General features: G+C 62.2%; 36 protein-coding genes. 15 read left to right on the top strand and 21 right to left on the bottom strand.

Annotation, left to right across the window (positions count from 1 at the left end):
* Nucleotides 1–8: 8 nt before the first annotated feature.
* The 15 genes from OO68_RS46525 to OO68_RS46520 all read left to right on the top strand — a co-directional run bounded on the left by OO68_RS46525 (nt 9) and on the right by OO68_RS46520 (nt 12,275).
* Nucleotides 9–1,091 carry a phage baseplate assembly protein gene (locus OO68_RS46525; RefSeq protein WP_030529726.1) on the top strand — a complete coding sequence of 361 codons (1,083 nt, stop codon included), beginning with the start codon at nt 9–11 and terminating at the stop codon, nt 1,089–1,091.
* 1 nt (nt 1,092) lies between these two features.
* The gene (locus OO68_RS36910) at nt 1,093–1,593 is read left to right on the top strand and encodes a phage baseplate assembly protein (protein WP_030529727.1); all 501 of its coding nucleotides are present in this window, start codon (nt 1,093–1,095) and stop codon (nt 1,591–1,593) included.
* 7 nt (nt 1,594–1,600) lie between these two features.
* Nucleotides 1,601–2,140, top strand: coding sequence for a phage GP46 family protein (locus tag OO68_RS36905; protein ID WP_050513931.1), 540 nt, complete (start codon nt 1,601–1,603; stop codon nt 2,138–2,140).
* Nucleotides 2,140–3,234, top strand: a complete 1,095-nt coding sequence (locus OO68_RS43275) for a baseplate J/gp47 family protein (RefSeq protein ID WP_050513930.1) — start codon at nt 2,140–2,142, stop codon at nt 3,232–3,234. The genes OO68_RS36905 and OO68_RS43275 overlap by 1 nt, the downstream gene beginning before the upstream one ends.
* A 176-nt stretch (nt 3,235–3,410) precedes the next feature.
* Nucleotides 3,411–4,343, top strand: a complete 933-nt coding sequence (locus OO68_RS36895) for a hypothetical protein (protein ID WP_031027965.1) — start codon at nt 3,411–3,413, stop codon at nt 4,341–4,343.
* Nucleotides 4,340–5,818: a hypothetical protein gene (locus OO68_RS36890; RefSeq protein WP_124791623.1), complete on the top strand. Its 1,479-nt coding sequence runs from the start codon at nt 4,340–4,342 to the stop codon at nt 5,816–5,818. The genes OO68_RS36895 and OO68_RS36890 overlap by 4 nt, the downstream gene beginning before the upstream one ends.
* A 42-nt stretch (nt 5,819–5,860) precedes the next feature.
* Nucleotides 5,861–6,937, top strand: coding sequence for a hypothetical protein (locus OO68_RS36885; RefSeq protein WP_030529762.1), 1,077 nt, complete (start codon nt 5,861–5,863; stop codon nt 6,935–6,937).
* Nucleotides 6,934–7,443, top strand: coding sequence for a hypothetical protein (locus OO68_RS36880; RefSeq protein WP_030529761.1), 510 nt, complete (start codon nt 6,934–6,936; stop codon nt 7,441–7,443). The genes OO68_RS36885 and OO68_RS36880 overlap by 4 nt, the downstream gene beginning before the upstream one ends.
* A gap of 72 nt (nt 7,444–7,515) precedes the next feature.
* On the top strand, nt 7,516–7,740 hold the full coding sequence (locus OO68_RS36875) for a DUF7940 domain-containing protein (RefSeq protein WP_030529760.1): 225 nt from the start codon (nt 7,516–7,518) through the stop codon (nt 7,738–7,740).
* Between the two features lies 1 nt (nt 7,741).
* Nucleotides 7,742–8,266, top strand: coding sequence for a lysozyme (locus OO68_RS36870; protein WP_050513929.1), 525 nt, complete (start codon nt 7,742–7,744; stop codon nt 8,264–8,266).
* A complete protein-coding gene (locus OO68_RS36865; protein ID WP_030529758.1) occupies nt 8,263–8,769 on the top strand; it encodes a hypothetical protein in 507 nt (168 codons plus the stop codon). The genes OO68_RS36870 and OO68_RS36865 overlap by 4 nt, the downstream gene beginning before the upstream one ends.
* Nucleotides 8,770–9,084: 315 nt before the next feature.
* Nucleotides 9,085–10,410: a metallophosphoesterase family protein gene (locus OO68_RS36860; protein WP_030529757.1), complete on the top strand. Its 1,326-nt coding sequence runs from the start codon at nt 9,085–9,087 to the stop codon at nt 10,408–10,410.
* A 13-nt stretch (nt 10,411–10,423) separates the two neighbouring features.
* Nucleotides 10,424–10,939 (top strand): TIGR02594 family protein, encoded by a 516-nt coding sequence (locus tag OO68_RS44825; RefSeq protein WP_078625696.1) that lies wholly within the window; start codon nt 10,424–10,426, stop codon nt 10,937–10,939.
* A gap of 241 nt (nt 10,940–11,180) precedes the next feature.
* Nucleotides 11,181–11,594, top strand: coding sequence for a helix-turn-helix domain-containing protein (locus tag OO68_RS36855; protein ID WP_030529756.1), 414 nt, complete (start codon nt 11,181–11,183; stop codon nt 11,592–11,594).
* A 282-nt stretch (nt 11,595–11,876) separates the two neighbouring features.
* Nucleotides 11,877–12,275 carry a hypothetical protein gene (locus OO68_RS46520; RefSeq protein ID WP_157577735.1) on the top strand — a complete coding sequence of 133 codons (399 nt, stop codon included), beginning with the start codon at nt 11,877–11,879 and terminating at the stop codon, nt 12,273–12,275.
* On the opposite strand, the gene OO68_RS36850 is transcribed toward OO68_RS46520, so the two are convergent.
* The 21 genes from OO68_RS36850 to OO68_RS36770 form a co-directional block, all read right to left on the bottom strand.
* On the bottom strand, nt 12,272–12,469 hold the full coding sequence (locus OO68_RS36850; RefSeq protein ID WP_030529755.1) for a hypothetical protein: 198 nt from the start codon (nt 12,467–12,469) through the stop codon (nt 12,272–12,274). The genes OO68_RS46520 and OO68_RS36850 overlap by 4 nt on opposite strands.
* Before the next feature lie 150 nt (nt 12,470–12,619).
* Nucleotides 12,620–12,793, bottom strand: a complete 174-nt coding sequence (locus OO68_RS46515) for a hypothetical protein (protein WP_152936149.1) — start codon at nt 12,791–12,793, stop codon at nt 12,620–12,622.
* A complete protein-coding gene (locus OO68_RS36845; protein ID WP_030529754.1) occupies nt 12,790–13,266 on the bottom strand; it encodes a hypothetical protein in 477 nt (158 codons plus the stop codon). Before OO68_RS36845 ends, OO68_RS46515 begins: the two co-directional genes overlap by 4 nt.
* Before the next feature lie 269 nt (nt 13,267–13,535).
* Nucleotides 13,536–14,663, bottom strand: coding sequence for a tyrosine-type recombinase/integrase (locus OO68_RS36840; protein WP_063739361.1), 1,128 nt, complete (start codon nt 14,661–14,663; stop codon nt 13,536–13,538).
* Nucleotides 14,664–14,938: 275 nt separating this feature from the next.
* The gene (locus OO68_RS36835) at nt 14,939–15,244 is read right to left on the bottom strand and encodes a hypothetical protein (RefSeq protein WP_030529752.1); all 306 of its coding nucleotides are present in this window, start codon (nt 15,242–15,244) and stop codon (nt 14,939–14,941) included.
* Complete coding sequence (locus tag OO68_RS36830; protein WP_030529751.1) at nt 15,241–15,501, bottom strand: hypothetical protein; 261 nt, start codon at nt 15,499–15,501, stop codon at nt 15,241–15,243. Before OO68_RS36830 ends, OO68_RS36835 begins: the two co-directional genes overlap by 4 nt.
* Nucleotides 15,498–15,641: a hypothetical protein gene (locus tag OO68_RS46510; protein WP_157852804.1), complete on the bottom strand. Its 144-nt coding sequence runs from the start codon at nt 15,639–15,641 to the stop codon at nt 15,498–15,500. The genes OO68_RS36830 and OO68_RS46510 overlap by 4 nt, the downstream gene beginning before the upstream one ends.
* Complete coding sequence (locus OO68_RS45890; RefSeq protein ID WP_112921572.1) at nt 15,641–17,431, bottom strand: nucleoside triphosphate pyrophosphohydrolase family protein; 1,791 nt, start codon at nt 17,429–17,431, stop codon at nt 15,641–15,643. The genes OO68_RS46510 and OO68_RS45890 overlap by 1 nt, the downstream gene beginning before the upstream one ends.
* A 190-nt stretch (nt 17,432–17,621) precedes the next feature.
* Nucleotides 17,622–17,813 (bottom strand): hypothetical protein, encoded by a 192-nt coding sequence (locus OO68_RS36820; protein WP_030529749.1) that lies wholly within the window; start codon nt 17,811–17,813, stop codon nt 17,622–17,624.
* A gap of 21 nt (nt 17,814–17,834) precedes the next feature.
* Nucleotides 17,835–18,332 carry an RNA polymerase sigma factor gene (locus OO68_RS36815; RefSeq protein WP_030529748.1) on the bottom strand — a complete coding sequence of 166 codons (498 nt, stop codon included), beginning with the start codon at nt 18,330–18,332 and terminating at the stop codon, nt 17,835–17,837.
* A 4-nt stretch (nt 18,333–18,336) separates the two neighbouring features.
* Entirely contained in the window at nt 18,337–20,586 is a 2,250-nt protein-coding gene (locus OO68_RS36810) for a DNA polymerase (protein ID WP_031028004.1), read from the bottom strand.
* 28 nt (nt 20,587–20,614) lie between these two features.
* The gene (locus tag OO68_RS43270) at nt 20,615–21,202 is read right to left on the bottom strand and encodes an SAM-dependent DNA methyltransferase (RefSeq protein WP_112921570.1); all 588 of its coding nucleotides are present in this window, start codon (nt 21,200–21,202) and stop codon (nt 20,615–20,617) included.
* 166 nt (nt 21,203–21,368) lie between these two features.
* A complete protein-coding gene (locus OO68_RS36800; protein WP_030529779.1) occupies nt 21,369–21,698 on the bottom strand; it encodes a hypothetical protein in 330 nt (109 codons plus the stop codon).
* Nucleotides 21,691–21,921 carry a hypothetical protein gene (locus tag OO68_RS36795; RefSeq protein ID WP_030529778.1) on the bottom strand — a complete coding sequence of 77 codons (231 nt, stop codon included), beginning with the start codon at nt 21,919–21,921 and terminating at the stop codon, nt 21,691–21,693. The genes OO68_RS36800 and OO68_RS36795 overlap by 8 nt, the downstream gene beginning before the upstream one ends.
* The gene (locus OO68_RS36790; protein WP_031028000.1) at nt 21,921–22,580 is read right to left on the bottom strand and encodes an ssDNA-binding protein; all 660 of its coding nucleotides are present in this window, start codon (nt 22,578–22,580) and stop codon (nt 21,921–21,923) included. The genes OO68_RS36795 and OO68_RS36790 overlap by 1 nt, the downstream gene beginning before the upstream one ends.
* 112 nt (nt 22,581–22,692) lie before the next feature.
* A complete protein-coding gene (locus OO68_RS46505; protein ID WP_096766524.1) occupies nt 22,693–22,929 on the bottom strand; it encodes a hypothetical protein in 237 nt (78 codons plus the stop codon).
* Nucleotides 22,922–24,217 (bottom strand): DUF2800 domain-containing protein, encoded by a 1,296-nt coding sequence (locus tag OO68_RS36785; RefSeq protein WP_096772444.1) that lies wholly within the window; start codon nt 24,215–24,217, stop codon nt 22,922–22,924. Before OO68_RS36785 ends, OO68_RS46505 begins: the two co-directional genes overlap by 8 nt.
* Complete coding sequence (locus OO68_RS46500; protein ID WP_096772443.1) at nt 24,214–24,486, bottom strand: hypothetical protein; 273 nt, start codon at nt 24,484–24,486, stop codon at nt 24,214–24,216. The genes OO68_RS36785 and OO68_RS46500 overlap by 4 nt, the downstream gene beginning before the upstream one ends.
* Nucleotides 24,483–24,899 carry a hypothetical protein gene (locus OO68_RS36780; protein ID WP_124788636.1) on the bottom strand — a complete coding sequence of 139 codons (417 nt, stop codon included), beginning with the start codon at nt 24,897–24,899 and terminating at the stop codon, nt 24,483–24,485. Before OO68_RS36780 ends, OO68_RS46500 begins: the two co-directional genes overlap by 4 nt.
* Nucleotides 24,900–24,913: 14 nt before the next feature.
* On the bottom strand, nt 24,914–25,204 hold the full coding sequence (locus OO68_RS36775; protein ID WP_030529774.1) for a hypothetical protein: 291 nt from the start codon (nt 25,202–25,204) through the stop codon (nt 24,914–24,916).
* 26 nt (nt 25,205–25,230) lie between these two features.
* Nucleotides 25,231–25,461, bottom strand: a 231-nt coding sequence (locus tag OO68_RS36770) for a hypothetical protein (RefSeq protein ID WP_033313766.1), incomplete at its 5' end; no start/stop codon positions are given.

The following is a 25,461-nucleotide window of genomic DNA, read 5'->3' as shown; positions in this document are numbered from 1 at the left end:
GCCCGTACATGTCCGACGAAAAAACGACAGTCACGCTCATTGCGGGCGGGGCGCGCTACTCCGCGTTCACGCGGGCAGCCGTGTCCTACTCCGCCAACCAGGCCGTGCGCGCCTTCGCCTTCACGGTGACCGACGCCACGGACGCGATGGACGAGCAGTGGAATTTCATGCCGGGCACGCCCGTAACCGTGCTCGCCAACGGTCAGCTCCTAGTGACTGGCTACATCAACCGGATGGTGCCGAGCTTCGACGCGAACAACCACACCGTCGAGATTTCGGGCACGTCCAAGGGCCGCGACAGCGTCAAGAGCGCGGCCGAGCACGATAAAGGCGAGTGGCGCAACAAGACGCCGCTTCAGATCGCGCAAGAGCTGGATAAGCAGGGAGTGGGGTTCACTTCCGATATCCAACAGAAGCCCTTCGAGTATGCGCGCTTGCACCCGAACGAAACGGTCTTCGAGGCCGTAGAGCGCATGACGCGCCGCCAGCCGATGCTTCTTCAAGGCATGCCGGACGGCTCGATCAAGATGACGAAGGGCGGCTCGGCCGGATCGAACTCTCCGCTGATGGAGGGCATCAACATCCTGGCTGGCAGCGCCGCATTCGACGATGGCGACCAGCACAGCGAATACAAGGTCAAGGGGCAGCGCGTCTACGGGACCGACAAGAAGTCGCTTCAGATCGTTGCCACGGAGAAGGACCCGTCTGTCAAGCGCCATCTCCCCAAGCACATTCACCAAGAGTCTGACATCGACGAGCAGACCGCGAAGGATCGCGCCCGCCATCACAAGAACCGCCAGCAAGGCGAGAGCGTCACGGCGCAGATCAAGTCGCAGTCGTGGTTCGATCTCGGCGGTCAACTCTGGAAGGCAAACGGCCTTGTCTACGTTCAGTCACGCGTCCTGAAGCTCAGCCAACAGATGCTCATCAAGAGCGTCTCGCTCACGCAAGATGAGAGCGGATCGTTCGCGACCCTCTCGCTCGTTCTGCCGCAGGCGTTCGACGGCGAGGGCACCGGCATGGGCGGAGGCGGCGCAGGCTCCGGCGCGCAATCCCCGTGGAAAGACTTCGCGCAACCTACGGACCTCTGACATGGAAGACTACTACACTCACCGCAACTCCGGTCATCGGTATCTGATCCGGAAGGTCGACGACGAGGGCGACATTCAGCTCATCGACGCGGATGGCCTGGCCGACGAACAGCACACCAAGATCATGCGGGTGTATCCACATGGCTTCAGCTCGAACTCGCCTGAAGAATCTCACATGCTCGCTCTTGGCCTTGGTGGTCGGCGCGATCTTCTTGTTGCGTTGGGCGGCGAGCACCCGAAGTACCGGCCGCGCAAACTGCCGACAGGCAACGCGGTCCTCTACGACGACAAGGGCAACGTAGTCTGGTCGAAGGGCAAGGACGGTCTGTCCGTCAATGCGAAGACCGGCACGGTGGAGATTCGCTCCCAGGACAACAAGATCACGGTCAAGCCTGGTGACGGCCAGAAGGTCTTCCTCGGCGGCGACGGCTCGGATGGCTCGTACGCAAAGGTCATGACCGAGAGCGGCCCGTCGATCAACGTGTACGCCAAGATCGGATAGGCCACACATGGACATCCGCATGAGAGAAACAGAGGGCTACGGCGATCAGCCGTTCCTTCTGTGGGACACCTATTGGAACTCAGACGATCTCAGTACGTGGTACGCGGACTGGAAGCTGGCAGGGCCGAACGCCCCGCTCAATGCCTACGGGCTGGCTGCCGATCATGCGCTCAACACGGCGATCCTGATTTCCCTTTTCACCTGGCGTCGAGCCGAAGTCTACGACCAGCTCCCCTCGGGCACCGATCCGAAGGGCTGGTGGGGCGACAACATTGATCTCGACGAGAACGAAACGAAGCTCGGTTCGCGCCTCTGGTTGCTGTACCGCTCGCCGCTCAACACCGAAACGGCCAGGAAGGCAGAGGACTACGCTTACGAAGCGTTGCAACCGCTGATCGACCAAGGGGCTGTTGCGAAGTTCGTCTGTAGCGCGACTGTCGATGTCGTGCCCGGCCATCTCGTCTTGGACGTGAAAGCCTACAGCCAAAGCGGCCAGCTCATCTACGACCAGAAGTTCGACCGCATCTGGCGGCAGGAGTTTCCGTAATGGCATTCTACATGCCCGACATCAAGGCGATGGTGGTGCGCGCTCGCAACGCGTTCAGGGCGGAGACGCCCGGCACTGACGCCTTCATCTGGCCGAACAACATCTACGTCAGCGCCAAGGTAATCGGCGGCGCGGTGTGGGAAGTGTTCGGCCGCCTCAAATGGATGGACCGGCAACGGTTCGCCATGACCGCCACGGGCGACGAGCTGGAACGTCATGGTGCCGATTATGGCATCTCACGCAAGCCCGCATCGTACTCGCAGGGCAATGTGGTCGTGGTGGCTGACACCTGGCCGCTGACAGTCGCACAGGGGACAGTCTTCACGCGCAGCGATGGCGTTCAGTTCACGTCGACGCTCGCGAAAGACATCGGAAAATATTCGCTGAGCGCGACCATTCCAGTCGTGTGCAACGTGGCAGGTAAGTCAGGCAACACAACTTACGGCGCACCGCTCTCGACGAACATCGCGCATCTCACGGCCGTCAACGTTGACGATGTCGGTCTCGGCCAGGGCGCGGATCAGGAGACGGACGATCAGCTCCGCGAGCGCATCCTGGCGCGCAAGCGATACCCTCCGCATGGTGGGGCCGACTTCGATTACATCGCGTGGGCGAAGGAACTGCCAGGCGTTACGCGGGCGTTCGTGAAGGCCAATGCCTTCGGCCGTGGCACGGTCGGCATTTGGTTCTTGATGGACGACACGTACGTTGCTGGCATTCCGCAGGCGGCGGACGTTGCGGCCGTGCAGGCGCATATCGACGGGCTGAAGCCGACCACGGCGATCCCTATCGTTCAAGCGCCGGTCGCGGACTGCATCGACATCGTCATCCAAGACCTGAAGCCCGACACGCAGGCCGTTCGCGAAGCGGTGGCCGCCGAACTACAAACGATGTTCCGGCGCGAGACGGTGCCGAGCATCCCTGGCGATCTCTTCACGCTCTCGCGGTCGTGGATCGAACAGGCGGTCAGCAATGCGACCGGCGAGCGTAGCAACACGGTGTTCGCCCCGTCGACTGACATCACGTTCGGCCCCGGCATCATGCCGTGCCTGCGGAGCGTGACCTTCACCAAGAGCAGCAACACTAGCAGCTAGGATACACCATGCCTGTGCTTTCATGCCCGCAGGGGCCACAGGACCCGCATTGGTGTCCGCAGAACACCGACGACGCCTTGCCCGCCGTGCTTGGTCTCATGCCGCCTGGTCCGGCCTGGGATGGCGCGGCGGTTGAGGGTACGGTCCAGAACTCCTATTGGAGAGCATACGCTAACGTGCTCTCCTACACCTACCAACGGCTCTGCAAGTACGTCGACGAGTTCTTCTGCAAGACGGTCAACGAGTCGCTCGATCAGTGGATCGCAGAGTACGGGTTAGACGACGAGTGCGATCCGTACGGCCATAACCTGTGCATCAAGGTCGCGGCGCAAGGCGGCGCTACGTGCGATTATTTCGTGCAGATGGCGCAGCTCTCGGGCTGGTCGATCACCTGCGAAGACACGACGGATATCCCCGAGCCCATCGCCGGATGCTTCGAGGTCGGATGCACGCCTCTCGGTCCCACGCCGACGTATGCCGGTTATGGCAGCATGATCGGATACGGTCAGCGGCAGCCCTGCGATTACGGCGAAGTCGTCCACCATCCCGATCCGGATAAGTGGGAGAACGGCTACACCAACGGGGCGTCGTGCCTGGTGCCTGGTAGCAATCTCGGCCAGGGGCCGGACACTGACGAGTCGTGTTGCTTCATCTGCGGCTACTACGATTTCAACCCGCCCGACAACGTCGCACCGTCCAGCACGTACTGCCAGGACGAGGCGCTGCGCTTCGACTTCGAGTGCCCGCGCACCGACGTTCCGTCCGATGGCGTCATCACACCCAAGCTGCACACCGCTGGCGCGTATGACGACAACGGAAACTACAGTGAGTGGGGGCACGCGTTCGTGTGGACGGTGACTGTCGACCTGGCGGCCTCGCAAGCGGCGCAAGCCGCGCAAGCAGCCGCAGCGCCGAACACCGATCCGGGCAGTCAGGCCGGTTGTCTGATGGCGGGCAACATCACCTTCCCGAATGCCGATGGTGAGATCGGCGGAACACCCATCTGCAACGATAACACGGTCGGCGACACGCCGACGTTCGTGCTGTGCTTTCTCAACCGCATCAAGCCCGCACACACCGTGTTGAACGTGGAAATTCTTCAGCCATGAGTCTTTTCGGACCTCAGAACGCCAACGCTGCGACTGCATTGCCTGATGGCACGCAGCGCCAGCGCTACGGCGCGCAACAGACGTATGTGAAGGACGCGTCAGCGCCCGGTATGTCAGACGGTACGGTGCTCGATGCGGCTTTCTACAACCGCATCATCTCCAATCTTGAGTACGTCGTATCCCAGGGTGGCGCAGCGGGCTTGCCTCCTGGCAGCGTGAACGCCCTGCACCAAGGCATTCTCGGCGTAATCGGGGAGGGTGCGCCAGGAAACCTTCAGACGGTCGCGCAGCTCGCGGCTGCCATCAACGACGATCCCCAGGTGTGGACGACGCTTACCGGCCAGATCAATGCTTGCGTCCGGTTCGACAAGAATCAGACGTTGTCTCCCTCGCAGGTTTTGCAGTTCCAGCAGAACGTAAAGCTGATGAACGTGGCGTTCACTGGCAACTATGCCGACCTGAACGGCAAGCCAGCGTTGGGTTCGGCCGCGTTCCTGAATGTCGGTACTGGTGCCAACCAGATCGTGCAGCTTGGCTCGGATAGCAAACTCCCTGCTATCGACGGGTCTAAGCTGACTGGCATCGCATCGACGCAAGTCTCGGGGCTCGGAACGGCTGCGACGAAGAACGTAGGCGTGGCGGCTGGCAACGTCGTTCAGCTCGACGCCACGACTGGTAAGCTGCCCGCTGTCGACGGTTCGCAGCTCACCAACATCAGCGTGGCGGGAGTCGTGCAGCCGGTGCTCGGGCAGTGCCGTCTCTCGCTCAACGGCGGCAATCTCTCGCTCAACCGTTTTCGAGGCAAGTATCTGACGGTAGCGGGCACACCCTGCATCATTCCGTCAGCGGGTGTCACGCTCGCGGCGACCGGGCTGACCGCTGGAACGCTTTACTACATCTACGCCACGCAAAGCGGCGGCACAGTCAACGCTCTCGTAGCGTCGACGAACGGACACTCTACCGACACCACAGCCGGTAACGAGGGCGTTGAGATCATGACCGGCGACAACACGAAGACCCTTGTCGGCATGGCCCGCCCCATCGCTGGTCCTGCGTGGACGGACACTAGCTCCCAACGTTTTGTTCGGTCGTGGTTCAATCGACCGCCGCTGCGGATGACGGGGGCGCAGACAGGCAGCAGTGTGGGGCTCAACGCTACGCCGCAAGAGCTGGCTGGGCCGTCGCGCTGTGAGTTTTTGGCGTGGGCAGATGAGGGCGGAGATTTCAGCGTATCGGGGGGCTACTACTCGTCGACCGCTGGTTTGATCGCTTCGCTGCTTGTGTTTCTCGACAACTCGCAGACCGGCTACGCGTCAACGGCTAACACAGACGGCAGCGGCCGTGTGCTGCCTCTTTCGACGCGCGTAGCGCTGAGTCCGTTCACGGAAGGATACCACTACGTCACGCCAGCGGGTTCGGTCAGCTCGGGCTCGGCGTTCGCCTACAACGTTTGGGTAGCGGGCTCGGTTCATTAAGACCGCGCCTCCCCAAAACAATTCCCCAGGAGACACCATCACATGACTGGTACAGCGTTTGGGCCGCAAGGCCCGAACTATTCGACCGCGCGCCCGCCTGCCGACCCGAAGGCCAGTGCGGGCACTGATACGTGGTTCAAGAACTGTTCGGCCGCTGGCGCGAAGGACGGCACGTTCGCGACGGCCGACTTCTTCAACGTCTTCATCGGCAACCTCCGCTACCTTGTGCGCCAAGCAGGCGTCACGCTCGACGACGCCACGGACACGATGGTCTATCAGGCCGTGCTGTCCATGATCCAAGCGAACATGGGCGGCGGTGGAGGCGGCACGCCGACTGTTGGCACGGTGCCGTATGGCAACCCGACGCTTTACGTTCGGACGGACGGCAACGACGCAACGGCTGACGGCTCCGCGAATACGTCCGCCAAGGCGTTCGCTACGATCCAGGCCGCGCTCAATTACGCGCAGAACATCTGGTCGCTCGGCGGCAAAATCCTGAATATTCAGCTCGGCAACCCCGGAACGTATGTCGGGTTTGTCACCGTCGTCGCCCCGATGACCGGCGTCAACATCGTTGGTGATCCGGCGAACCAGTCGGCCTACGTCATCCAGGCCCCGCCGACGCTCACCGGCTACTCCGCGCTCGTTTACGCGGGTGGTGCTGCTCTGAACTTGCGTGGTCTCACCGTCTATACCACGCGCACCGACATGCAGTTGATCCAGGCTGCGTACACCGGCACGATCTCGATGAGCAACGTGACGGCGCAGTTCGGTGCTACCTCGCCGAACTATCATATCAACGGCGTCAGCGGCGGCTCGGTCAATATCAACGGCAACGTCAACATTCAGGGCAACAGTGCCTCGGCGCTCTCGGCGCAGGTTGGCGGAAGCGTTTCGGTGCAGACAAGTTGCACGGTGACGTTGGTCGGCACCCCGGCGTTCTCGGTCGGCACCATATACGCCGGAGCGGTTGGCTCGGTCTATCTGGTCGGCGGCTTCAGCGGAACGGCGACCGGCCCTGCCTACTACGGTTATCAGAGCGGTGCGTTCCTCACGGGCGGCAAGACAATCCCCGGCAGCACCGCTGGCGTTCTCGCTTCAGGAGCTACCTTCTCATGACCTTGTTTTCTACCCCTTTCAACCCGATGAACTGGTACTTCCTGTCGGAAGACGGTCGCATCTACAGCACCGCTACGATGTCACTCGTCGCGGCGAGCGACGCCGCCTTCCAGGCGTGGCAGTCGATGGGGCTGGTGCCGTCGCCCTGGCCGGGTAACGGCGCGGCCAACCAGACGGAGGACACGATCCGCGCGCAGCTCGTCCCGTACGGCTGGCCCTGCGGCGACATCTCGCTCCGTCAGTTCTTCCAACAGCTCGCCATCGCGGGGATCATCACGCAGGACGAAGCGCTCGCGGTCTATGACAACCGGCGCACGCTGCCCGCGAAGATCGAGACGGTGGTTGCGGCGATGTCGGCGAACGACGCGTTCGATGCCCGCATGCACCTGCTCGGCGGACAGACCGTGGAGCGCAATCATCCGATGGTGAAGATTTTCTGCACGTCACAGAACATGACGCCGCTGGATATCGACGCGTTCTTCCGGGCCGCAGGGGCGCTGCACTAACAGCCTCTCAGCTCTATCAGTCGCAGAAACGGCCGTCCCTCGGGGCGGCCGTTCTGCATTCAAGGATCACCCATGTTCAAGCAAATAGAAGCTCGGCTCGTCGCCGACTGGCGATGGGTGGTGAAGCGCTCTTGGTCTGTGCGCTTCCTCGGCCTGTCGTGTCTGTTCGAAGGCGCGAACGCAGTGCTGCCGAGATACGAGACCTTCTTCAACTACAACCTTTTCTCGGTGCTCACGCTCGTCTGCACGGTGGGCGCACTCGCATCGAGATTCATCGCCCAAGAAAAGGAAGACTGACATGGCACCCACAAAGCGCCAACTCGTCGGGGGCATGTCGGTCGCCGCACTGATCGCCGCCGCTATCCCCATCGCCATCCCGAGCGTGCAGAAGCACGAAGGCGTCTGGTACACCGCGAAGATCGACCAGATCGGAACGGGCAAGCCGGTCACCTGGTGCTACGGCGAGACTGAAGGCCCCGTGAAAGTGGGGCAGCGTTTCACTCCGCGAGAGTGTACGCAGATGCTCTCGAAGAAGCTCGTCCGCTATGCCAATAGCGCCGTGTCGTGCATCTACGTGCCGATCTCGGCCAAGATGCTCGCCTCGTTCATCGACTTCAACTACAACGTCGGCGAATATCGGTTCTGCCATTCGAGCACCGTCGAGCTTCTGAACAAGCGCGAGTACGAGGCTGCCTGCGAAGGCATGCGTAAGTACACCCTCTCTGGGGGCCGCTTCCGTCAAGGCCTGCTCAACCGGCGCATCGACGAGATCGCGCTGTGCAGTGACGGCATTCCCGCAGCGAAGGCCGGGAGGATCGAATGATCCCGGCCTGGCTGACCTGGCAAGCCATCAGCCTGATCGGCGGTAAGCTCTGGAAGGGCTTCTGCGACTTCATCTCCACGCCAGTAGGCGCGGCGCTCGTCGCCGGGTTCTGCCTGTTCTGGATCGGCGTCTGGCATGAACACGGCAATCTCGTCGAGGCCGTGAAGGCGAAGGACGCCGCGTGGCAAAGGAAGTGGGACGACGCCGAGAAGCAAGCTGAGCTGGATCGCCAGAAGCGCGACGCGCTCATCCAAGCTGACATGCAGGCGAAAGCCGACAAGAGCTTGTCCGAGGTCAGCTCCCGCAAAGATCAACTCGAACAGATGGTCAAGGACTATGAGGACCAACAGCTTCTACAGGCCGCGACGGGCAAGCCTGCCTGTCCTCCTGAGTACACTGACGACTCTGACGCTCGGTGGCTGCGTGACATCGAGCGACACAAGGACGCTAAGTCCAAAGCAGGCAGTCGACCTGCCCTCCGAATGCGAACGATTGATCGTTGACGTTCCGATCCCTGGTGTCGTCGACGCACACGGCAAGCCGATCATGAGGCGCGTCGTTCTGAGGCGAACTCAAGCCGCGATGGTCGAGCAGCACGAATACAACGCTGCGGCCCGTGAGTGCTTCGCCGATCAGCGTAACGCCTATCAGTCGAAGTGATCCGGCGCAGACGGGATACCTGCCGGAGACCCCGAGGCGGCCCGCAGTCCTGACCGGCTGCGGGCCTCTTTTCGTGTGGACTGCCATTTAATTGACGGAACCGATAGGTCTGTGAGATAGCAGACCTTACAGTCCCGAACCCATGAGGACCACCCCCTTTGACCGTTAACCTGAAACGGCGGAACGAGATTTTCGCCAAGTACGTCGAGCTGAAGGACTTGCAGGCAACAGCCGACGCGATGGGTCTGACGCGCGATCACGTCCGCAAGATGCTCAAGGCCGCAGGCGTCGTCACCAAGGCCGTGTCAGCCGCCGAGGCTGTCCCTGTCGACTCCTTGCTGCCGCTCACGCCCCCGCCTGCGCCCGAGCCCGTCCGGCTCGACCTGGCGGAGAAGCACCGTTTCGAGCAGAACGAGAAGGCCCTGAAGCGCCAGCTCAAAGACCTGACTGCCCGTCTGGTCGCCGCTGAGGATCACCGCGCCTCGATCCTCGGCTTATCGTTCGAGCCGGTCGAGCCGATATGCAAGCCCTGGGTCTTCCAGCAAGGCGAGCGTGGCCGACAGGCTGCCATCCTGCATCTGTCCGACACCCATGACGGCGAGGTCGTGAACCTCGAAGAGATGATGGGCGTCAACATGTTCGACCGTGACATCGCGCGGAAGCGCTTCGGCCGGTTGTTCGAGACGGCCTCGATCCTGACGACCTCATCCTGGCCGCGCTCAGACGGAGCGCCTTTCAGAATCTATCTGTTGCTCGGCGGCGATCTCATCAGCGGCCACGGTCTGCATCCCGAGCTGGCGGAGACCGACTACGGCACCGCGTACGAACAGTGCAAAGCGGCCTCGCAGAACATCGCGAGCGGCGCGCTCCGTTGGTCGCTCGAACTGAAAGAGCATTGGGGCCACGATGTCGAGATCATCGTCATCGGCGTGCCCGGCAATCACGGCCGCTCGACGCCTGGCAAGCCGCGCGCAAAGCTCGCAGCCCTTCAGTCGTATGACACGCTCGTCTTCGACTTCGTCGAGATGTCGCTGAAGAACTATCCGAACTTCAAGTTCTATTCGACCAGGGCGTTCGACGCGTACTTCGACATCGTCGGGTGGCCGACGCTGCTCACGCACGGCGACCGCATGAGCGCAGGCGGGGGCACCGGCTTCATCGGCCCCGCAGCGAACATCGTGAAGGGCCACAAGAAGGTGATGCTGACCGAGGCGCAACAGCGCAGGCCGGTCAAGTTCATCTTCAGCGGACACTTCCACACGCGGCTCGTTACGCCGTGGGGCTTTGCGAACGGATCGCTGATCGGCTTCAGCGAGTTCGCCAAGAGCATTCGCGCCGACGCGGAGCCCGCGTCTCAGAACTTCGTCGTTCTGCATGAGCGCCTCGGGCTGCTCCGTGAACAGCCCATCATCGTGGGTCGGCCCGAAGAGGGCTCGATCTACTCACCCACAGGCGGCCTGATCCTTCCGTCGCCTGATCTCTGACCCAGGAGACGTTATGCGCAAGCTGATCGGCGCGGCGCTTGCCGCGCTGTGCCTCTTCGCGACTTCCGCCGAAGCGCGACCCCATCACAGGAGCCATCATGCTCGACATCATACCGTTGCTCGCCACGACGTACGTGTCGCCCGTTCAACCGATTCCATTTTCAGTCTATTTGGTCACGGCGGCAGTTCGCTCGTTGCTGAAGCTCGCAGCCAGGTAGGCAACGGCGCGATCTACGGCCGGGCCAATCTCTGGTGCGCTCGCTTCGTCAACTACGTGCTGAGGGCCACCGGCCACACCGGCACGAACTCCGACCTGGCGTTCTCGTTCGCACGCTACGGCCGCCGCGTATCTGGGCCGCAACCCGGCGCAATCGCCGTGATGGCCCGTAGGGGTGGCGGCCACGTTGGGATCGTCTCGGGCGTAGACCAGGCAGGCAACCCGATCCTCGTCTCTGGGAACAACCAGGGCAGGGTCCGCGAGACGGTCTACCCGGCAAGACGCATCGCAATGTACGTGGTTCCAGACTGACAGCCTCAACGGCTCCCAGGCGGTAACCCAAAAGTCTATTAGGCCCTCCCGAGCAGTCGGGAGGGCCTTTTTCCGTATTTGTTCTACTCCCGCCTAGCTCGGAAACCGTGTTAGGTTTCGGTCGTGTTTGACACCTAACAGGCCTCCGTAGTATTACGGCCCCTGTGAGAACTTGCATTTCGAGAATAAACAAAGCGCCGCATTTAGGCGAAGAGACAGGAGACGTATTGTGCGTAGAGGTATGACGGCCGCAGACAAAGAGCGGATAGCGCAGTTCGGCAAGAAGGTCGAACGGCTGATGTTGGGCAAGGGGTGGAGCGGCGCTGACCTGGCGCGCGAGATGGAGCGGCATGCCCCGAAGGGCGTGACCATCGGCAGGCATATTCCCACGGCCTATATCCGTGGTGAGAACGAGCCGACCCAACGCAACCTGATGCTGATCGCCAAGGCGCTCGGCGTGAAGCCTGAAGAGCTGATCGCCCCTGCGCCTGGTGAGGGCGGATCGGTCCCGCAGTTCGCGCAGGCTACCAGCACGCTCGACGGGAAGACGCGCATCGTTGTCGACGCCGAGGTCGACGCCGAGACGGGGTTGCAAATCCTTCAGCTCGTACGCAAAGCGCAACAACAGTCGTCGACGAAGCGCTCTGCGTCGTGAAGGGTATTCTAATATTGATGGGGGTTGTGCTGCTCACGGCGTTCGTGGGGATGAACGTTGTTGCGGCTGCGGGATGGCTTAGCGGGTGGTTGTTTGGATCGTAGCGCCCATTGATTGATGCACGACGGCAACACGCGGCGGCTTTGAGCCGCCGTTTCTTTTTCCTGTTAACTACCCGTAATTGTTCTGTGTTGCGAAACATCCGACAAGCTGATTTACATTTCGTCACTTTAGGAGGCGCGCAAATGCACCGACCGGAGTTCCAAAAACAAGAATCCTAGTGTGGAAAACAGAGTGATGGCCGAAGTAGTTCTTTTCCCTCTCAACGCCAATGATCCCAACGTCGATCCTTCGCTGATCGACCCACCCTCTTTGCTCGCGGAATCTTCCAAAGCACGCGAGATCATCCTTGAATTAGAACATGAACTGAACGACGCGAAGTGCGTAATTGCGGATCAGGCCATCGCACTCACCAAGAACAGCTCCCGACGAAGAGGCGCGAAGCTTCTTCTGGCAGCCATCGCCGCGTTCTTGATCGGGTGGGTTATCGACCCGCCCGCGCCGATCCACAGGCTGATATATGGCGACAAAGCCATAGCGACGGAACTAAGCTATCGGTTCCCGCACGCCTGCACCTTTACCTGCTCCATCCCTCCCAAGACCGACGCCCGAGACATCTAAAAGAACGCGCTGTCGTCGTAGCTGTGGGTCACCACGGCTTGATGCTCATCGCCTTCAGCGAATACGACCGTGTCGCCCGGCATGACCTCCGCGACGGCACGGTGATCCCAGAACCGATGGACGAAGTCCGGTCGGCCGAACGTCTTAACGGCGTTCAGATATCGGTCGTCCTTGAAGCGCACGAAGTGCAGCATCGGCTTCTTCCCTGCAAGATGACCCGCGTGCGTGCCCCAGGCTGATCCAGCCGCCGCAGTGCTGGCATCTGTCCCTAGAGCTGCCAGGGCAAGGCCAGCGAGGCTCGCTCGAAGGCGACAGGATGGCCTGCGTGATGTTCTCGACCATTTTCATCGTCCACCCCCGTAGCGCTCCAACCATTCCTCGTAGGACATCTCGCGTATGTCCATGATCTGCCGCAGCGCCAGCTCGGCGAACGCCTCGTAGATGCGCTGCTTGGCTTCACGCCCGGCGCGCTCGTAGGCTTCCAGCTCTTCGAGCTTCCGGATCACGGGGTTGGTCACTTCCACTCCGGCCCCTCCGGCCTCGGCATATCCTCGATCTCGTATAGGGCCGCCAGCTCGCGCTCAGTGAAGCGGTGCTTGGCGCTCGGCCGCGCAACGTACGTCACGCTCTCTTCGACCCCTACGTGGTTCAGGTACTTCCACAGGAGCGTCTTGTAGTCGACGGCACCCAGGGCCGCCTCGATCTTCCCGGCGAGCGACAGGCAGGCGTTGGCCGACAGGTAGGGCATACCGCGCTCTTGCTTCCAACGCTCGACGATCTCGACCGCAACGGCGCGCAGCGCGGGGTCTGAGCTACGTTCCGCCTCAGTCTTGCCGTCGCCGGGCCAACGGTATGCGGCGGCGTGCAGGACACGCTTGCGCAAGGTCTCATCGGTCTCGCCGGGCCTGCGCGGCATCGTGCCGACGTGCAAGGCCCACTGGTCGAGGTCCAGCCCGGTAGCAATATTCGCATCTACTTTCGGTCGTTCCATCTGTCATTCCCCTCGACTCAGCTATATGCCGCTCAGCGGCCGGTAGACGCTCGTCACCTATCATACCTTACAGGCCGAGCAAAGCGTTTTCTTTGATTTCCGATCCTAAGCCATTGGTGGAATTGTGGTGGGGTCCTCGGGGTCTTTGAGACCAACCCCATTGAAAACATTGAATAAGCTTCGGACTCTTAATCAGCGGGTCCCAGGTTCGAGCCCTGGTGCGCCCACCAATCAAATCAATAGGTTGGCAGCCCTTCGCGAGATCAAAACTAGAACCTGTCAGCGGGTCTTTGAACAGTCTTTGACGTAAACGAGCCCGGTTCGTTCCCCTCGACCTTACAAGCTCCTGACGCAAACATGCCAGCGAGCTTCGCCATCGCGCTCTCCGCCAGGCGCAGATCGCGCCCGAGGTAGTGCCGGTCCAGAATGTGCTCCACGTCCTTCAGGCTGTGGCCGGTGAACGTGGCGATCTCCGGCACTGTGCATTCGGCGAGCGCCAGGCGCACCACCGCTGAGCCGCGCAGATCGTGGAACGTCAAGTCCTCGTTGATCCCCACGTCGATCAGGGCGTCGCCCCAGGACGACCGGAAGCCGTCCTCTGTCCACGGCTTGGCCCGAGAGTTGGTCAGCACCAGCGGCCCGACCCGCTTCATGGAGTCGAGGTAGGTCTTGAGCACGGGGCTGACAGGGATGGTGACCCGCTTGGCCTTGGCGACCTTGCCGTGGCGTATGGTCTTGCGCTGCGTGAGCCTGATGTAGGTTCCGTCGTAATCCGACCAGCGCAGGCGGATCAGATCGCCCTCCCGCTGGCCGGTCCAGATCGCGAGCATGAGCGCGTCGACGATCCGCTCCGGGGCTTTCTCGATCATGAGCCCGAGCTGCGCTTCGGACCATATCTTGTCGAGGCGATCCCCGCCCTCGTAGAGACGGCCGCCGCGCTCGCAGGGATTGACGCTGATGCGTCCGCGATCCTTGGCGACGGAGAAGATGCGGGCGAGCACGGTCCACGCATAGTCGGCCTTGCGAGGCTTGTCTGCGAACCCATCGCGCCAGGTCTTGAAGACGCCACGCGCGCCCTTCTGTTCGACGGCCGCAATCGGCATCGTGCCGAACTCTTGCTCGATGAGGGCGATGTAACGGAGGTAGTCTTTCTTCGTCTTGTCGCTGAGCACTCGGTACTCGGACGACGCTTTGAACTCGACGATGAGCGCGAAGACCGTGGCGTCTGACACGGTCTTCTTGCTCGCTATGTGCTCGTTGAACTCGGTGATGAATGCGGGCGTGCCGTACTTCGCCTTGATGCGGGGGCCGCCCTTCCACGCGTAGTAGTACCGACGCTTCTTGCCGCCGCCGATCTTGGCGTCGGACCAGAACAGGCCGAACAGGTCTACGCGCATCACGCTCTCCTAGCTGACAGCCCTCCGCCTGGAAGCCTGCCAGTCTGCGAGGGGATCGCCCGAGACGGTCTTTTCGGTAGGCAGACCGGAAGCCCGGTCCAGATACCAATCAATCGCCTTGCGGTCCCACCGCTGCGTGCCGGGGATCGCCCCCGGCACAATACCCCTCTTGACCCAGGTGTCGAAGGCGTCGGTGCTGCACCCGCAATAGGCTGCCGCGTGTTCCTTCGTCAGGCCGCGAGGGGCGATCTGGTCGGCGGGTAATATCACAGACCTTACAGTCTGTCCACAGGGATCGACGCCACGAACGACTTGGCCCGGCCGTAGAAGTATGCCCGTTGCTTGCACCGTTCGATATGCGAGTCCCGAGAGGGCGACGGCGGTTCGTTCAGCATATTGTCGACCGCCCTGCCTGCGATGTCCTCGGCGCTCGCCAGCGCGTCGTAGGCGTCGTCGAGAGCCTTCCGGCGCACCGCCACCAGGCGCAGGCGGCGCTTGGCGTGAAGGTCCCAGGCCACGATGCAGAGCAGGGCGGCCACGCTACCGTAGGTCAGGATGAGAGCCTGATCGTAGAAGTTCATGCCGCCAGCCTTTCCTGCTCGACCGTACCGGCCCCGCTGCGCGGATTGTTGTCGGGGGTGGGGTAGGCCTTCGCCAGGACGTTGACGCCTCGCACCCATGCGGCGTTGAGCTGCTTCATGGTCTCGGTGCTCGGGCACTTCACCAGCTCGACGATCAGGCCGCCGATCTCGTCGGCGATGTCCTTCAACATCTTGCGGATCAGGATGTCGGGACAGGCCTTCGAGGCTTCCCGCAGTTCGAAGAGAAACGACTTCATTGACCAAACCCAATAAGGTTAGCGACGACGATGAGAATCTTGACCGCGATCATCAGGCCGCATCCGAGGGAGACACCGCCTACGATGCCAATGGCGGTCCCCTTCAGGATCGCCACGGCGCATTGCTTGAAGCTCCGCATCAGTCTGTCTCCACGCGTTTGAAGTAGACGCGGTAGACCGAGAAGCGGGTCTTGACGATCACGTCGCCGTGTTGGTCGAAGAACATCTCTTCGATGCGGCTTGTGGTGATCGGCTCGCCGTCGATGAAGCGACCCTTGGTGTCGCCGTAGACAGGGCCTTTGACGCAAGGCGCATGCGTCGGATCGCTGGCCGTATCGTTGTAGAAGACCGCTTCCTTGATAGTGCCGTGGACCTGCATAGGTTCCTTTCCGAGAGGCTTGCGATTCTCCGCCCACACGAACTTGTTCTCCGTGGGGCTGAGCGACTTCGAGTTCTGATCGCCAAGCGTCTCGGCGACGAGAGCCCACATGGGGTGATGGTGGGAGCCCGCGCCGAGCCTCCACTGCGTCGTGTTCTGATTGACGAACTCGCGGAAGAGGCGCAGCGCGGTTGTCGGGTCGATGGCGGCCATCAGAACTTCTTCCCGTTGGCAGCCAGGCGCTTCCGGCTTGTGGTCCGCGCGATGCTTGTTGTACTCGCGCTTCTCGGCGACAGCGGTCCACAGGTCGTAGCCGTGCTGCTTCGCGTACCCTTCGATCAACGCGATGGCGTGGATCAGCCGCAACGCGCGATCGCGATTCGACATTGCCCGGTTGACGTTCGTCACCATGCGGCTGATGCGGAGCAACGCCTGACCCTTGTTGGCCGGGAGATCGTCGACAGGGGTCTTGAAGTTGAACGACGACGAGAGCGGAATGCTACCGAGGATGTCCCCGATGCGAATGACAGCGTCGGCCAACTCGACTTCCGCCATCTTCCGCTTCGGCAGATGGTCGTCCATCAAGTTCTTGCGCTCACCTTCCATACACTCCGCCAGCTCGGACACGACGAGCATGAGCATCTCGCCCATGTTGCGGTTGAGCTTTTCGCCGGTCGCCGGATCGTGCCACCAGTGCGCGTTGGCCGCATGGACTTCCTGCGCCCATGCGTTCAGGCTTGCAGGACGGCCCTGCTCGAAGCGACGAAAGTCCCATCCCCCGCTCTCGCCCTTGTTGTAGTCGTCGTTTTCGAGAACAGCGTATCCGTTGTGGAAGCCGACGATGTTGTACGTCTTGCCGACCGTTAGACGACGGTTACCCTCGATGCAGCGAGCGGGGCCAAGCTTCAGCGCGCCCTTCTTCCGATTCCACACGTCAAGCGCCTTCTCGGCCTGTGCGCGCGTCACGAACATCGACGCCGAGGGCGGAACGTCGCCAGCCGTGAACAGGTCATCGTCCTCGTTGACACGCGGGTCGATGTACGGCGTGCCGATCCACGGACGCTGCTCCTGCATGCGGGGCAGGGCGCGCGACGACGGACGCATCTGTTCGCCGTACAGTTCGCGCGGCGCGAGCGGCTTGGCGTCTGCGGGCAGAACGTCCTCGTTGAAGGACGCCTCGCGGTCGCGCAGCGCGTTCGCGACCTCGGACGGTTCGAGGCGTTGCGGCAACTCGGCCAGTTTCTTGCGGGCGAACTCCGCGACGGCCGGGAGGTCTTCCGGCTTCACGTCGGTCAGCCGGTTGGCCTTTCCGTGGACCCTGACGGCCGTGACAACGTGGAGCCTGTCGGGGTACGCGTCGCGCAGCTTCACCAAGAGCGCCTTGACCTCAGAGTGCGTCAAGGTGGGAGGCGCAGGCGGAGCGCCGGTCTTCGCAAAGGCGATCAGATCGGCACGGAGCTGCGCCGCCATCGCAGTTTCGATAGCCTCGCGCGTCGCACGATAGCTGCCGCCGAAGTCCTTCGGGATGAGAAACAGAACAGTGGGGGTCATGGTAGGTGACAATCCTTACAGGCCAGACGCAGAAAGATAGGACCGGAGGGCGATGGTCCCGTGTGATGACGTTCCGAGGTAGGCGTCGAAGAACCAACCGCGCTCGCGCGCTATCGACACCCACGCCTCTCGAAAGATGTAGTTGAAGCGCATGCGAGCGATTTGCATGGCCCGCCCTTTGGCCTTGTCTTCAGGTGACATCGTAGGCTCCCTTGTACGGATAGAGGATCGCGAGTTCGGAGACGGTGAGCTTCCCGATCTTCTCGGTCAGCTCATGTTCTTGCAGCGGCACAGGCGGCCTGCCTGCGGCGCTGAACGGCTTTTCGTGCCAGACCTGGGGCTCCGGTCCTTTCAGGCCTTGCACATAGACGAACGTAGACATGGGGGTCCTCCTGTTTGAAGTTCACAACGCTCCGGCGAGCGCTTCACGGGCGCGATGGACGCGAGACTTGACCGTCCCCATCGCGACGCCGGTTATCTCCTGCATCTCCTGATACGTGCAGCCGATCCCTGCGAGCACAACGGCATCCGCCTGCGCGTCGGGGAGATCGAGCAAAGCATCCCACGCCTCGGCCAGGATCATCGCGCGCTCCGGGTTCTCCGGCGCAACGATATGGTCCGCGTAATCCAGCTCGCCCGTATAGGTCAGCCGTTGCAGGCGCGGGCCACCGCCCTTCTGCTTGCGGTAGCCCTTGTTGAACCGATCACGGATCAGGTTCTTCAGGATCGTCATCAACCAGCCTTCCAGATTGCGGCCGTCGAAGCGCTTCCGGTTGGCGAGCGCGTTGACCATCGTCTGCGAGACCAGATCGTCCGCGTCGTCGGCATGGCCGATGTTTTTGAGCGCGTAGTTCTTGAGCAAGCGCCGCGATGCCCACACGCCCTGTTCGAATTGATCCATGCCGTCATTCCTTCTTGTAGCGATCATCGGACCAACCGCTGGCCGCGATGGGGAGCCCGAGCCGGTTGCCTTTCGGCAGAGCCCACACAGGCGGGGTGGTGAAGATTTCGTGGAACTCGTCCTCGCTGCCGAAGTCCTCGTCGGTCTCGGCAACGCCTTCGTCGTGGACGCTCAGCACGTTCTCGTAGCCTGCGGCTTCGGTGTTCATGATCGCGTTCGCCATCACGTCGCGAGCTGCGGCCTGCGTGACGTTCTCCGCGCCGAGCCCGCCGTAGTAGTGCTGGTCGGACCACTTGCGGGTGAAGCTGTCGTTCGCCTTGAAGATCAGCGTGCGCTTCGACTTGCCCCACGGGGTCGGCTTCCACTCGACACGCGGATACGGATAGAAGATCGAACGGCCACTCGGCAGCTTGCAGCGGAGGAACGAGCCGGTCATGTTGAACGTGATGAACTCGCCCGCCTTGAACTTCTGGCCGGGGTTCTCCACCGCGTTGATCGCCGCCTCTTCGAGGTCGTACCAGAACTGCACGATCTCCGGATTGTTCTCGCGCCAGGTGAGCTTGACCATCTCGGCCGCGAGCCAGGCCTTCTTCTTGATGCCCGACTTCCGGCCGCGATCCTTCCAGCCTTCGAGCGCGCGATCCCGGTTGTCCGGCGACGTGACGGCCCACACCGTGTCGAAGATGAGCGCCAGGTCGACGCGGTAGACCTTCGCCATGTTGGCGAACGCCGACGCGCCACCGCCGAAGCCGAGCGCGAGCACGGCGACCTTGCCGACCTGGCGCTGATCCTTGCTGACCTCTGCGACCGGGATGTTGTAAATCTGCGAGGCCGCGACCTTGTAGTTGTCGGGGCCGTTACCCTTATCGAACTCGAAGAACGCCGCGATAGCTTCGTGCGCGCCAGCCAGCCAGGGCAGGGTGCGGGCCTCGATGCCGGTCAAGTCACGCGAGCGCAGCACCCGGCCCTCGGGGGCCATGAGCATGCCGCGCAGACAGTCGGCGACCACCGAGATCGGCGGCCCGAAGATCGCAGCAATGTCCTGCCGGGACCAACCGGCCTTGATGCACTTGATGGCGAACGGAACGTCGGTCTTCAGCGCGGGGTCGGGACGCGGCAAGTTCTGCAACTGCACGCCACGCGCGGCCCATCGGCCGGTCTGTGTCGCGCCGTGGTATTGCAGCGAGCCCTTGATCTTGCCGTCCTTGCAGACGCGCTCCGTGAAGGCCTTCAGCTTGGCGATGGACGCCTTACCGGCTTCTAGCCTGATCTCGACCGCACGGCGCGCATCGTCCGGCAGGTCGTCCCGGCCGAGCAGCTTTTCGAGCGTTTCCTTCGAGCAGTTCTCAATCTGATGGTCTGACAGCTCATCGGCCAGACGGGCGTTGACGAACTCTTTGAGCTGCTTGACCGCGCCGAGCGTCGAGACGCGCAGTTCGGTGACCTGGCGCAGCTCGAACTCAAGGGCTTCCTTTTCCTCGTTGCAGATTTTCTCGGCCTTGGCGACCAAGTCCATGTCGACCATGATGCCACGGTCGTTGATGATCTGATCGAGGAACCAAAGCTCCTGCTCGCGCGAGATGAGCTTGGTGACGCGATGCCCGATGCCCTGCTCGACGCGAACGTCTTGCAGACAGTAGTCGTAGATGATCTTGAACTTGTCCGGCGCGTTCTCCGGGGTGAAGCGCGTTTCCGGGTTCTTCTTCGACGGCTTACGCGGCTTGCAGAGCTGCTTGATGACGCGCGAGCCGACATCGTCCTTGCGGATCGGCAGGCCGAAAGCCGGAGCGGCGTGCTCCAACTTCGCGGGCATGTTCATCGCCATCGCGCGGACCATGATGCAACGGTACTGGCGCAGGTCAGGGACCGGCCAGCCGTACTTCGGGCCTGCGACGTACAGCCAGATCAGCCGTTCGAAGTTGGCGTTCCAGGCGTGGACTTCGCCGCCAGCCTTGACGTGGTCGACGATGTCCTGGGGGCAGGGCTCGTCAGGAAACCAGAGCTGCGGTTCATCGTCGCCGAACGCATAGGCGGCGCAAAGAATCTCCGTGCTCTTGTGCTCGGCGTACTTGTGCGCGCCGACATCGGGCAGGTCGATCTCGCTGTACGTTTCCCAATCGAGATGCAGTTCGGCAGGCTTGTGGATCGCCGTGCGACGAGTGACGGGGCCATAGCCGAAGCGCTCGCGCAGAGAGGGGGGAACGTCGATCCCCATCTCGCGCATCATATCGGCGGCGCTGTCGTAGCCGAGCACTTCCCAATCGGCGAATTTGTCTAGGGCTTCATGCCGCATCGTAGCGCCCCGGATGTTTCTCGGTGCTGGTGAGCGGTTGGAAGCCACGGATCGGCGGCAGAAGCGTCGTCCAGATGTACCAGCTACAGTTCATGGTCGGACGGCCTTCGCCGGTCACGTCGAGCCGCCAGGTGAGCGGCAGGATCAACGAGGGCTTGTGCATCGCGAACAGCTCGACGCGGTTCTTGGCGTGGTACAGGCCGCTCGGCAGGAGCATCGCAATGTGGTCGATCCCCAGGATGGTCTGCGCGTGAACGAGGAACTCGTCCGACAGCGAGAAGGGAGGGTTGGTGATGATCGACGGAGCGAGCGGGCGATCCTGCGACAGGAAGTTCACGCCGATCCGGCCGTAGCCACGATCCGTCAGGTTAGACGAGAAGACGTTGAAGCCCGCAGCCAAGAGCTGCTTCGAGATATGACCGGCTCCGCAGGCGTTCTCCCACACGTCGTTCGGCCAGCCGATCTCGCGCAGGGTGGGGATCAAGGCGCGCGTCGTCCCCTCCGCAGTCGGAAAGAACTCATCGCCCTTCTCGCGCTTGCCGTTGCCGCCGTTCATAGCTGCGCCGATATTCTTCACTGTGTCTCCATTGTCGGTGATGCGAAAACGGGCGGGGTACTATCCCCCGCCCGCTGCGCTTCTTAGGCGCTTCGCATGCGGCCCTCCTGCGTTGGTGGAACATCGCTGTCCATTAGTGCAGTGGTCGAAATGTAAGCTGACGCACCTTACACGTCAACTAAATTCCCTAGCCGAGGGGGTCGTCCTCAGCCAGCTCCGAAGTCGCGGTGTTGAAGCCAAACAGTTGCTCATAGAGCGACATGTTGGTGTCGTGCGCCGCCTGCTCGTCGAGAGCTGCCGCTTCGTTCATGCGGATTTTCACCAGGGCGGCGACCTGCTTGAAGTCGACGCCGGTCTCGTCCGAACGACCCTTGATCTCGGTCTTCAGGTCGGCCTTCGAGTCGGTGTATTCCGCCTTCACGTCAGCGAAGCCCTGCTCGATGTTGAAGAGCCGCTCGACGTAGCTCTTCATGACATCGGTGTCGACGTTGTCGGCGTTGTTGGGTTCGTCACTCACGGTGTGTAGCCTCGCGCATGATGGCGATTGCGAAGTCGACCGCCTCGTCCCGATCCATGCCGATAACGTCCCCGTCGTTGACGCTGAACGTGAGCCAGTAGTGCTCACGCGCATTCACTGCGGGGTCCACCGAAGCGATGAGGGTGTCGCCACCCCCATCCTTGAACTTCAGCGTGCGCAGATCGGGGATGCCCCGGTCGTTCTTGAACTTGATCTTCGCCATCAGTCCAGCGCGTCCTCGTCTTCGTCCTCGTCGTCGACCGCGCTGAAGGCTTCGCCCTTCGAACCGCCGCCCTTCGAGATCGAGTCGTCGTTGCCGAGCAACTGAACGGCGTCGACGTAGAACTTGACGCCCTTGTTGTCGTCGCGGTTGTACGCCTTCGGCTGAAGCATCAGGCGACCCCAACGGCCGCTGTACGCCTCGGTCTGGATGTCGTCGAGATCGAGAACCTCACCGGCGCTGTTGCGCACGACCGGACGCTTCGAATAGGCGTTCGGGCGAATGAGCTTCCAGCCTTCCAGATCGACCGGCTCACCCTTCGACGTGATGTCGGCCAGGTTGATGTCGGCGTCGAGGAACGGGAAGTTCAGCTTGTGGTCGGACCACTTGGTGAAGTCGGACAGGACCGACGACTCGATGATCTTGCCCTTCTTGTTCTTGAACTTCTCGGCCACCGCCAGGTCGAGGATGACCTTCTCGATGGGCGCGTGGTTCACATGGGGCGCGAAGATCATCGACGCGGCGAACTGGCCTTCGTCATCCGGCTTGGCATCGCGGGCACGGAATTTCTTCGCGAGCGCCACGAACACCAGGCGTCCCTTCGGAGACATCCAGCGGTCTTCGCTCTCGATGTAGTGCCACTTCTTCAGGTCGGTAGTCATAGAAAGGTTACCCTCCTAGGTCTCAGGTCGTCAGGTGACAGACCTTACTCGTCACGCAAACGTCGCCGCTTTCCCCCACTCAAGGGGCGGGTGCAGGCGAAACCCAATTCAACTATGCCTCGGCGCGTTCAATTTTTGCGCGAGACAGATCGGCGTAGTATTTGAAGAGACTATGCGGCTGTCGGGAGGCTTCTACCTGTTGCCACAATATGCAGTGAGAGACCTCAACACGTCGGCTGTTGCCGGTGCGCCAGCACTTCAAGTGGATGCCGATATCGGTCAACTGGAAGTCGGTATAAATCCCGACGCCAAGCAACGCGCGGAAACTGTCGAATAGGGTCTCACTCATCGTCGTCCTCCACCGCACCGAACGCGTCGCCTGTGCTCAGCTTCGCCTGCTCGCGTGCGTCCTCAATGGGCGCGAGCACGTAGCCGCTCGATTCCTTCTTCCAGAACTTGTCGGGGCTGTCCGCCTTGCCGAACAGCTCGGCGAACTTCTTCTTGCCGACAGCCTTTTCGAGCTGCGTGAGCGTGAGCAGTTTGGGGTCCTTCAGGTAGTCGTCTTCGGTGAACCCTTCGAGATCGAGGATCGCGATGATCTCATCGTCGCCGATGGTGAACTTGCGATACGCTCGCTTGTCGACCAGCTTGTTGCCATCGGGGATGCGGCCGTCGAGCGCCTCGGCGTGGGCGTGCTGAAGCACGCGACGGATGTACCCTTCGTACACCCTGGCTTCGCGAACGATGCGCCCGAGCTGCGCAGACGTTAGGTCTTTCAGTGAGGGCAAGTGCTTCTCCGTGACTTCTTCGCCAGGCTTCAGCTTCTTCACGCCGAGGCCGTCGCGAACGAAGTCGCGGAGCGCCTCGCAGCCGTGAGCGGCCGGGCAGAATTTGCAGTGCTCGCCCGCGACGAGCGGGGCATTGGGGTCGTCCGTTGCCTGGGCGGCGACAGCCAGCTCAGACTCGAACTCGTAGAGGTCGAACAGATCAATCGTCTCTTCGCGAACCGCTCCGTCCTTGTGGTAGGCGCGCGGCTGGATGATGACGCTGGTGATCTTCTCGACGCCTTCCTTCTCGAACATCCGCGCTGCGCCGACCGCGTAGGTGCGGACCTGCGGGTTGTTCTTGACCTCGACGACGTGACCGCTGCCATACTTGTAGTCGAGCACGATCAGGTGCTTCGTTCGGCGCTTGTAGATCAGGATGTCGCCGGTCCCGAAGAGCTTCGGGTGTATCCAGCTCATGTCGAGCTTCGTTTCCAGCAACAGCTCGTCGCCGTCGACGCGGCTCAGATACTTCTCAATGGTCTCGATGGTCAGCTCGCAGCCCTCGACCATCTCTTCGTCGATCTCGAAGTAGCGCTCGCGGTCGATCTCGACGTTGTCCCCACTGCGCAGGAACTTCAGCTCGTCGCCAGTGGCCTGGAGGTCGACCAGGCCGCCGATCCAATCGCGCGGATCGTGGCCGTTGGTGATGATGAACTCGTTGAACTCATGCGCGGCCGTCCCTTCGAGGGCGAACACCGTGCTCTTGTTCTCCTGGCCCTCGGACATGCCGACAGAGCCCACGCAGACCATCCAACGGGATGCTGCGGAAGGTCCGAGCTTGCTATGTGCTCTGCCGGAATGCTGTTTCAACTCAGTGCCTCTTCGTCTTCCGCGCTAAGCGCGGGGTCGTGCCATTGCTGGTCGGACTTGCCTGGGAAGATAAAACCGCAGGGGCATATCTCCGGCCGCTTAGGTTGGTGGAGTGCGGGCCAGCCGCACGCGAGCGTCTGGGCCTCGCGCTCGTAGAACTCGCGTGCGGTGATCTCTTCGACGAGCGGGCCATCGGGCAGATCACCTTCAGTGAACCCCCTGCGACCCGACTCGCCGTCTTCCCAAAAGCGTCGGACGCCGTTGCTCACGGCTCGATGACGTTGGGCTTGCAGCTCTCGGCGTAGGGCTGCGTCTCCACGTTGCGAGACGAACGGAACGTGCTCTCGCCGTTGCGGATGCGCCGGACGATCTCCTGGCGGATGTAGGCCGCCGCGACGACGAGGTTCGCAACGTCCGATCCGTAGTCGCGGAAGCCGCCCCAATCCTTGGGGAAGACGGCCTGCTCGGCGAGCTTCAGCGCTTCCTCGCGCGTCCAGATATGCCCCTGGCGCGTCGCCAGATAGATGAAGTCGAGCTGCGCGACACCGGCCTGCAAGAGCTGGCCTTGCGAGATGTCGGCGCGGTCGTTCGTGTCGCCCCACATGCGGTCCTGGCGGCCGATCTCGGCGGCGATCAGGTTGTCCGCCTGCATCTGCGGCGTGGTGGTGATCGCGTCGTCCATGTTGATCCCGTACATCAGGCGGCCTTCACGTAGACGGCGGTCTTGCGGCCGTGGCTCTTCTTGGAGACCATCGCCGTGTACTCGCCGGTCGGCTTGATGAAGCCCTCGCTCACCGCCTTGCTCACCAGGCCGCCCCACGCGTTGGGGTGGCTCGGCTCTTCGTCGACGAGCGCGCGGATGTCCTCGCCCGTGCCGCGCCAGTCGGCGGGCAGGTTCTTGACGACGTACAGCGCGCCTTCCTTCCAGGCGGCGTTGTTATCGAGGGTGCGGTTGATGCCCTCGTTCTTCAGTTCTTGAGCGTTCATGCTCTCGGCTCCGTGGGTGGTGGGGATCAGGCGGCGCGCACGGCGGGCATCTGCCGCCGCAGATCGCGGATGATGCGGTTCACGACGCGCGAGCGCGGCGCGGGGACGCGGCTGTAGAAGTCGAGCATCGCGGCGGTTGCGACGGTCGGCTGCGCCAGGACGCCAGCGGCGACGAGCGCCCTGGCGGCTTCCTCGCGTGCCGAGTTCGCCATGACAGCGCGCTCGTTGAGCTTGGCCTTGTCATTGGCGGCGACGGC

Origin of the sequence: Streptomyces iakyrus (genome assembly GCF_000717055.1) — a bacterium.
GTDB classification, from domain to species: Bacteria; Actinomycetota; Actinomycetes; order Streptomycetales; family Streptomycetaceae; genus Streptomyces; species Streptomyces iakyrus.
This window is presented reverse-complemented; position numbering and strand designations above follow the sequence as displayed.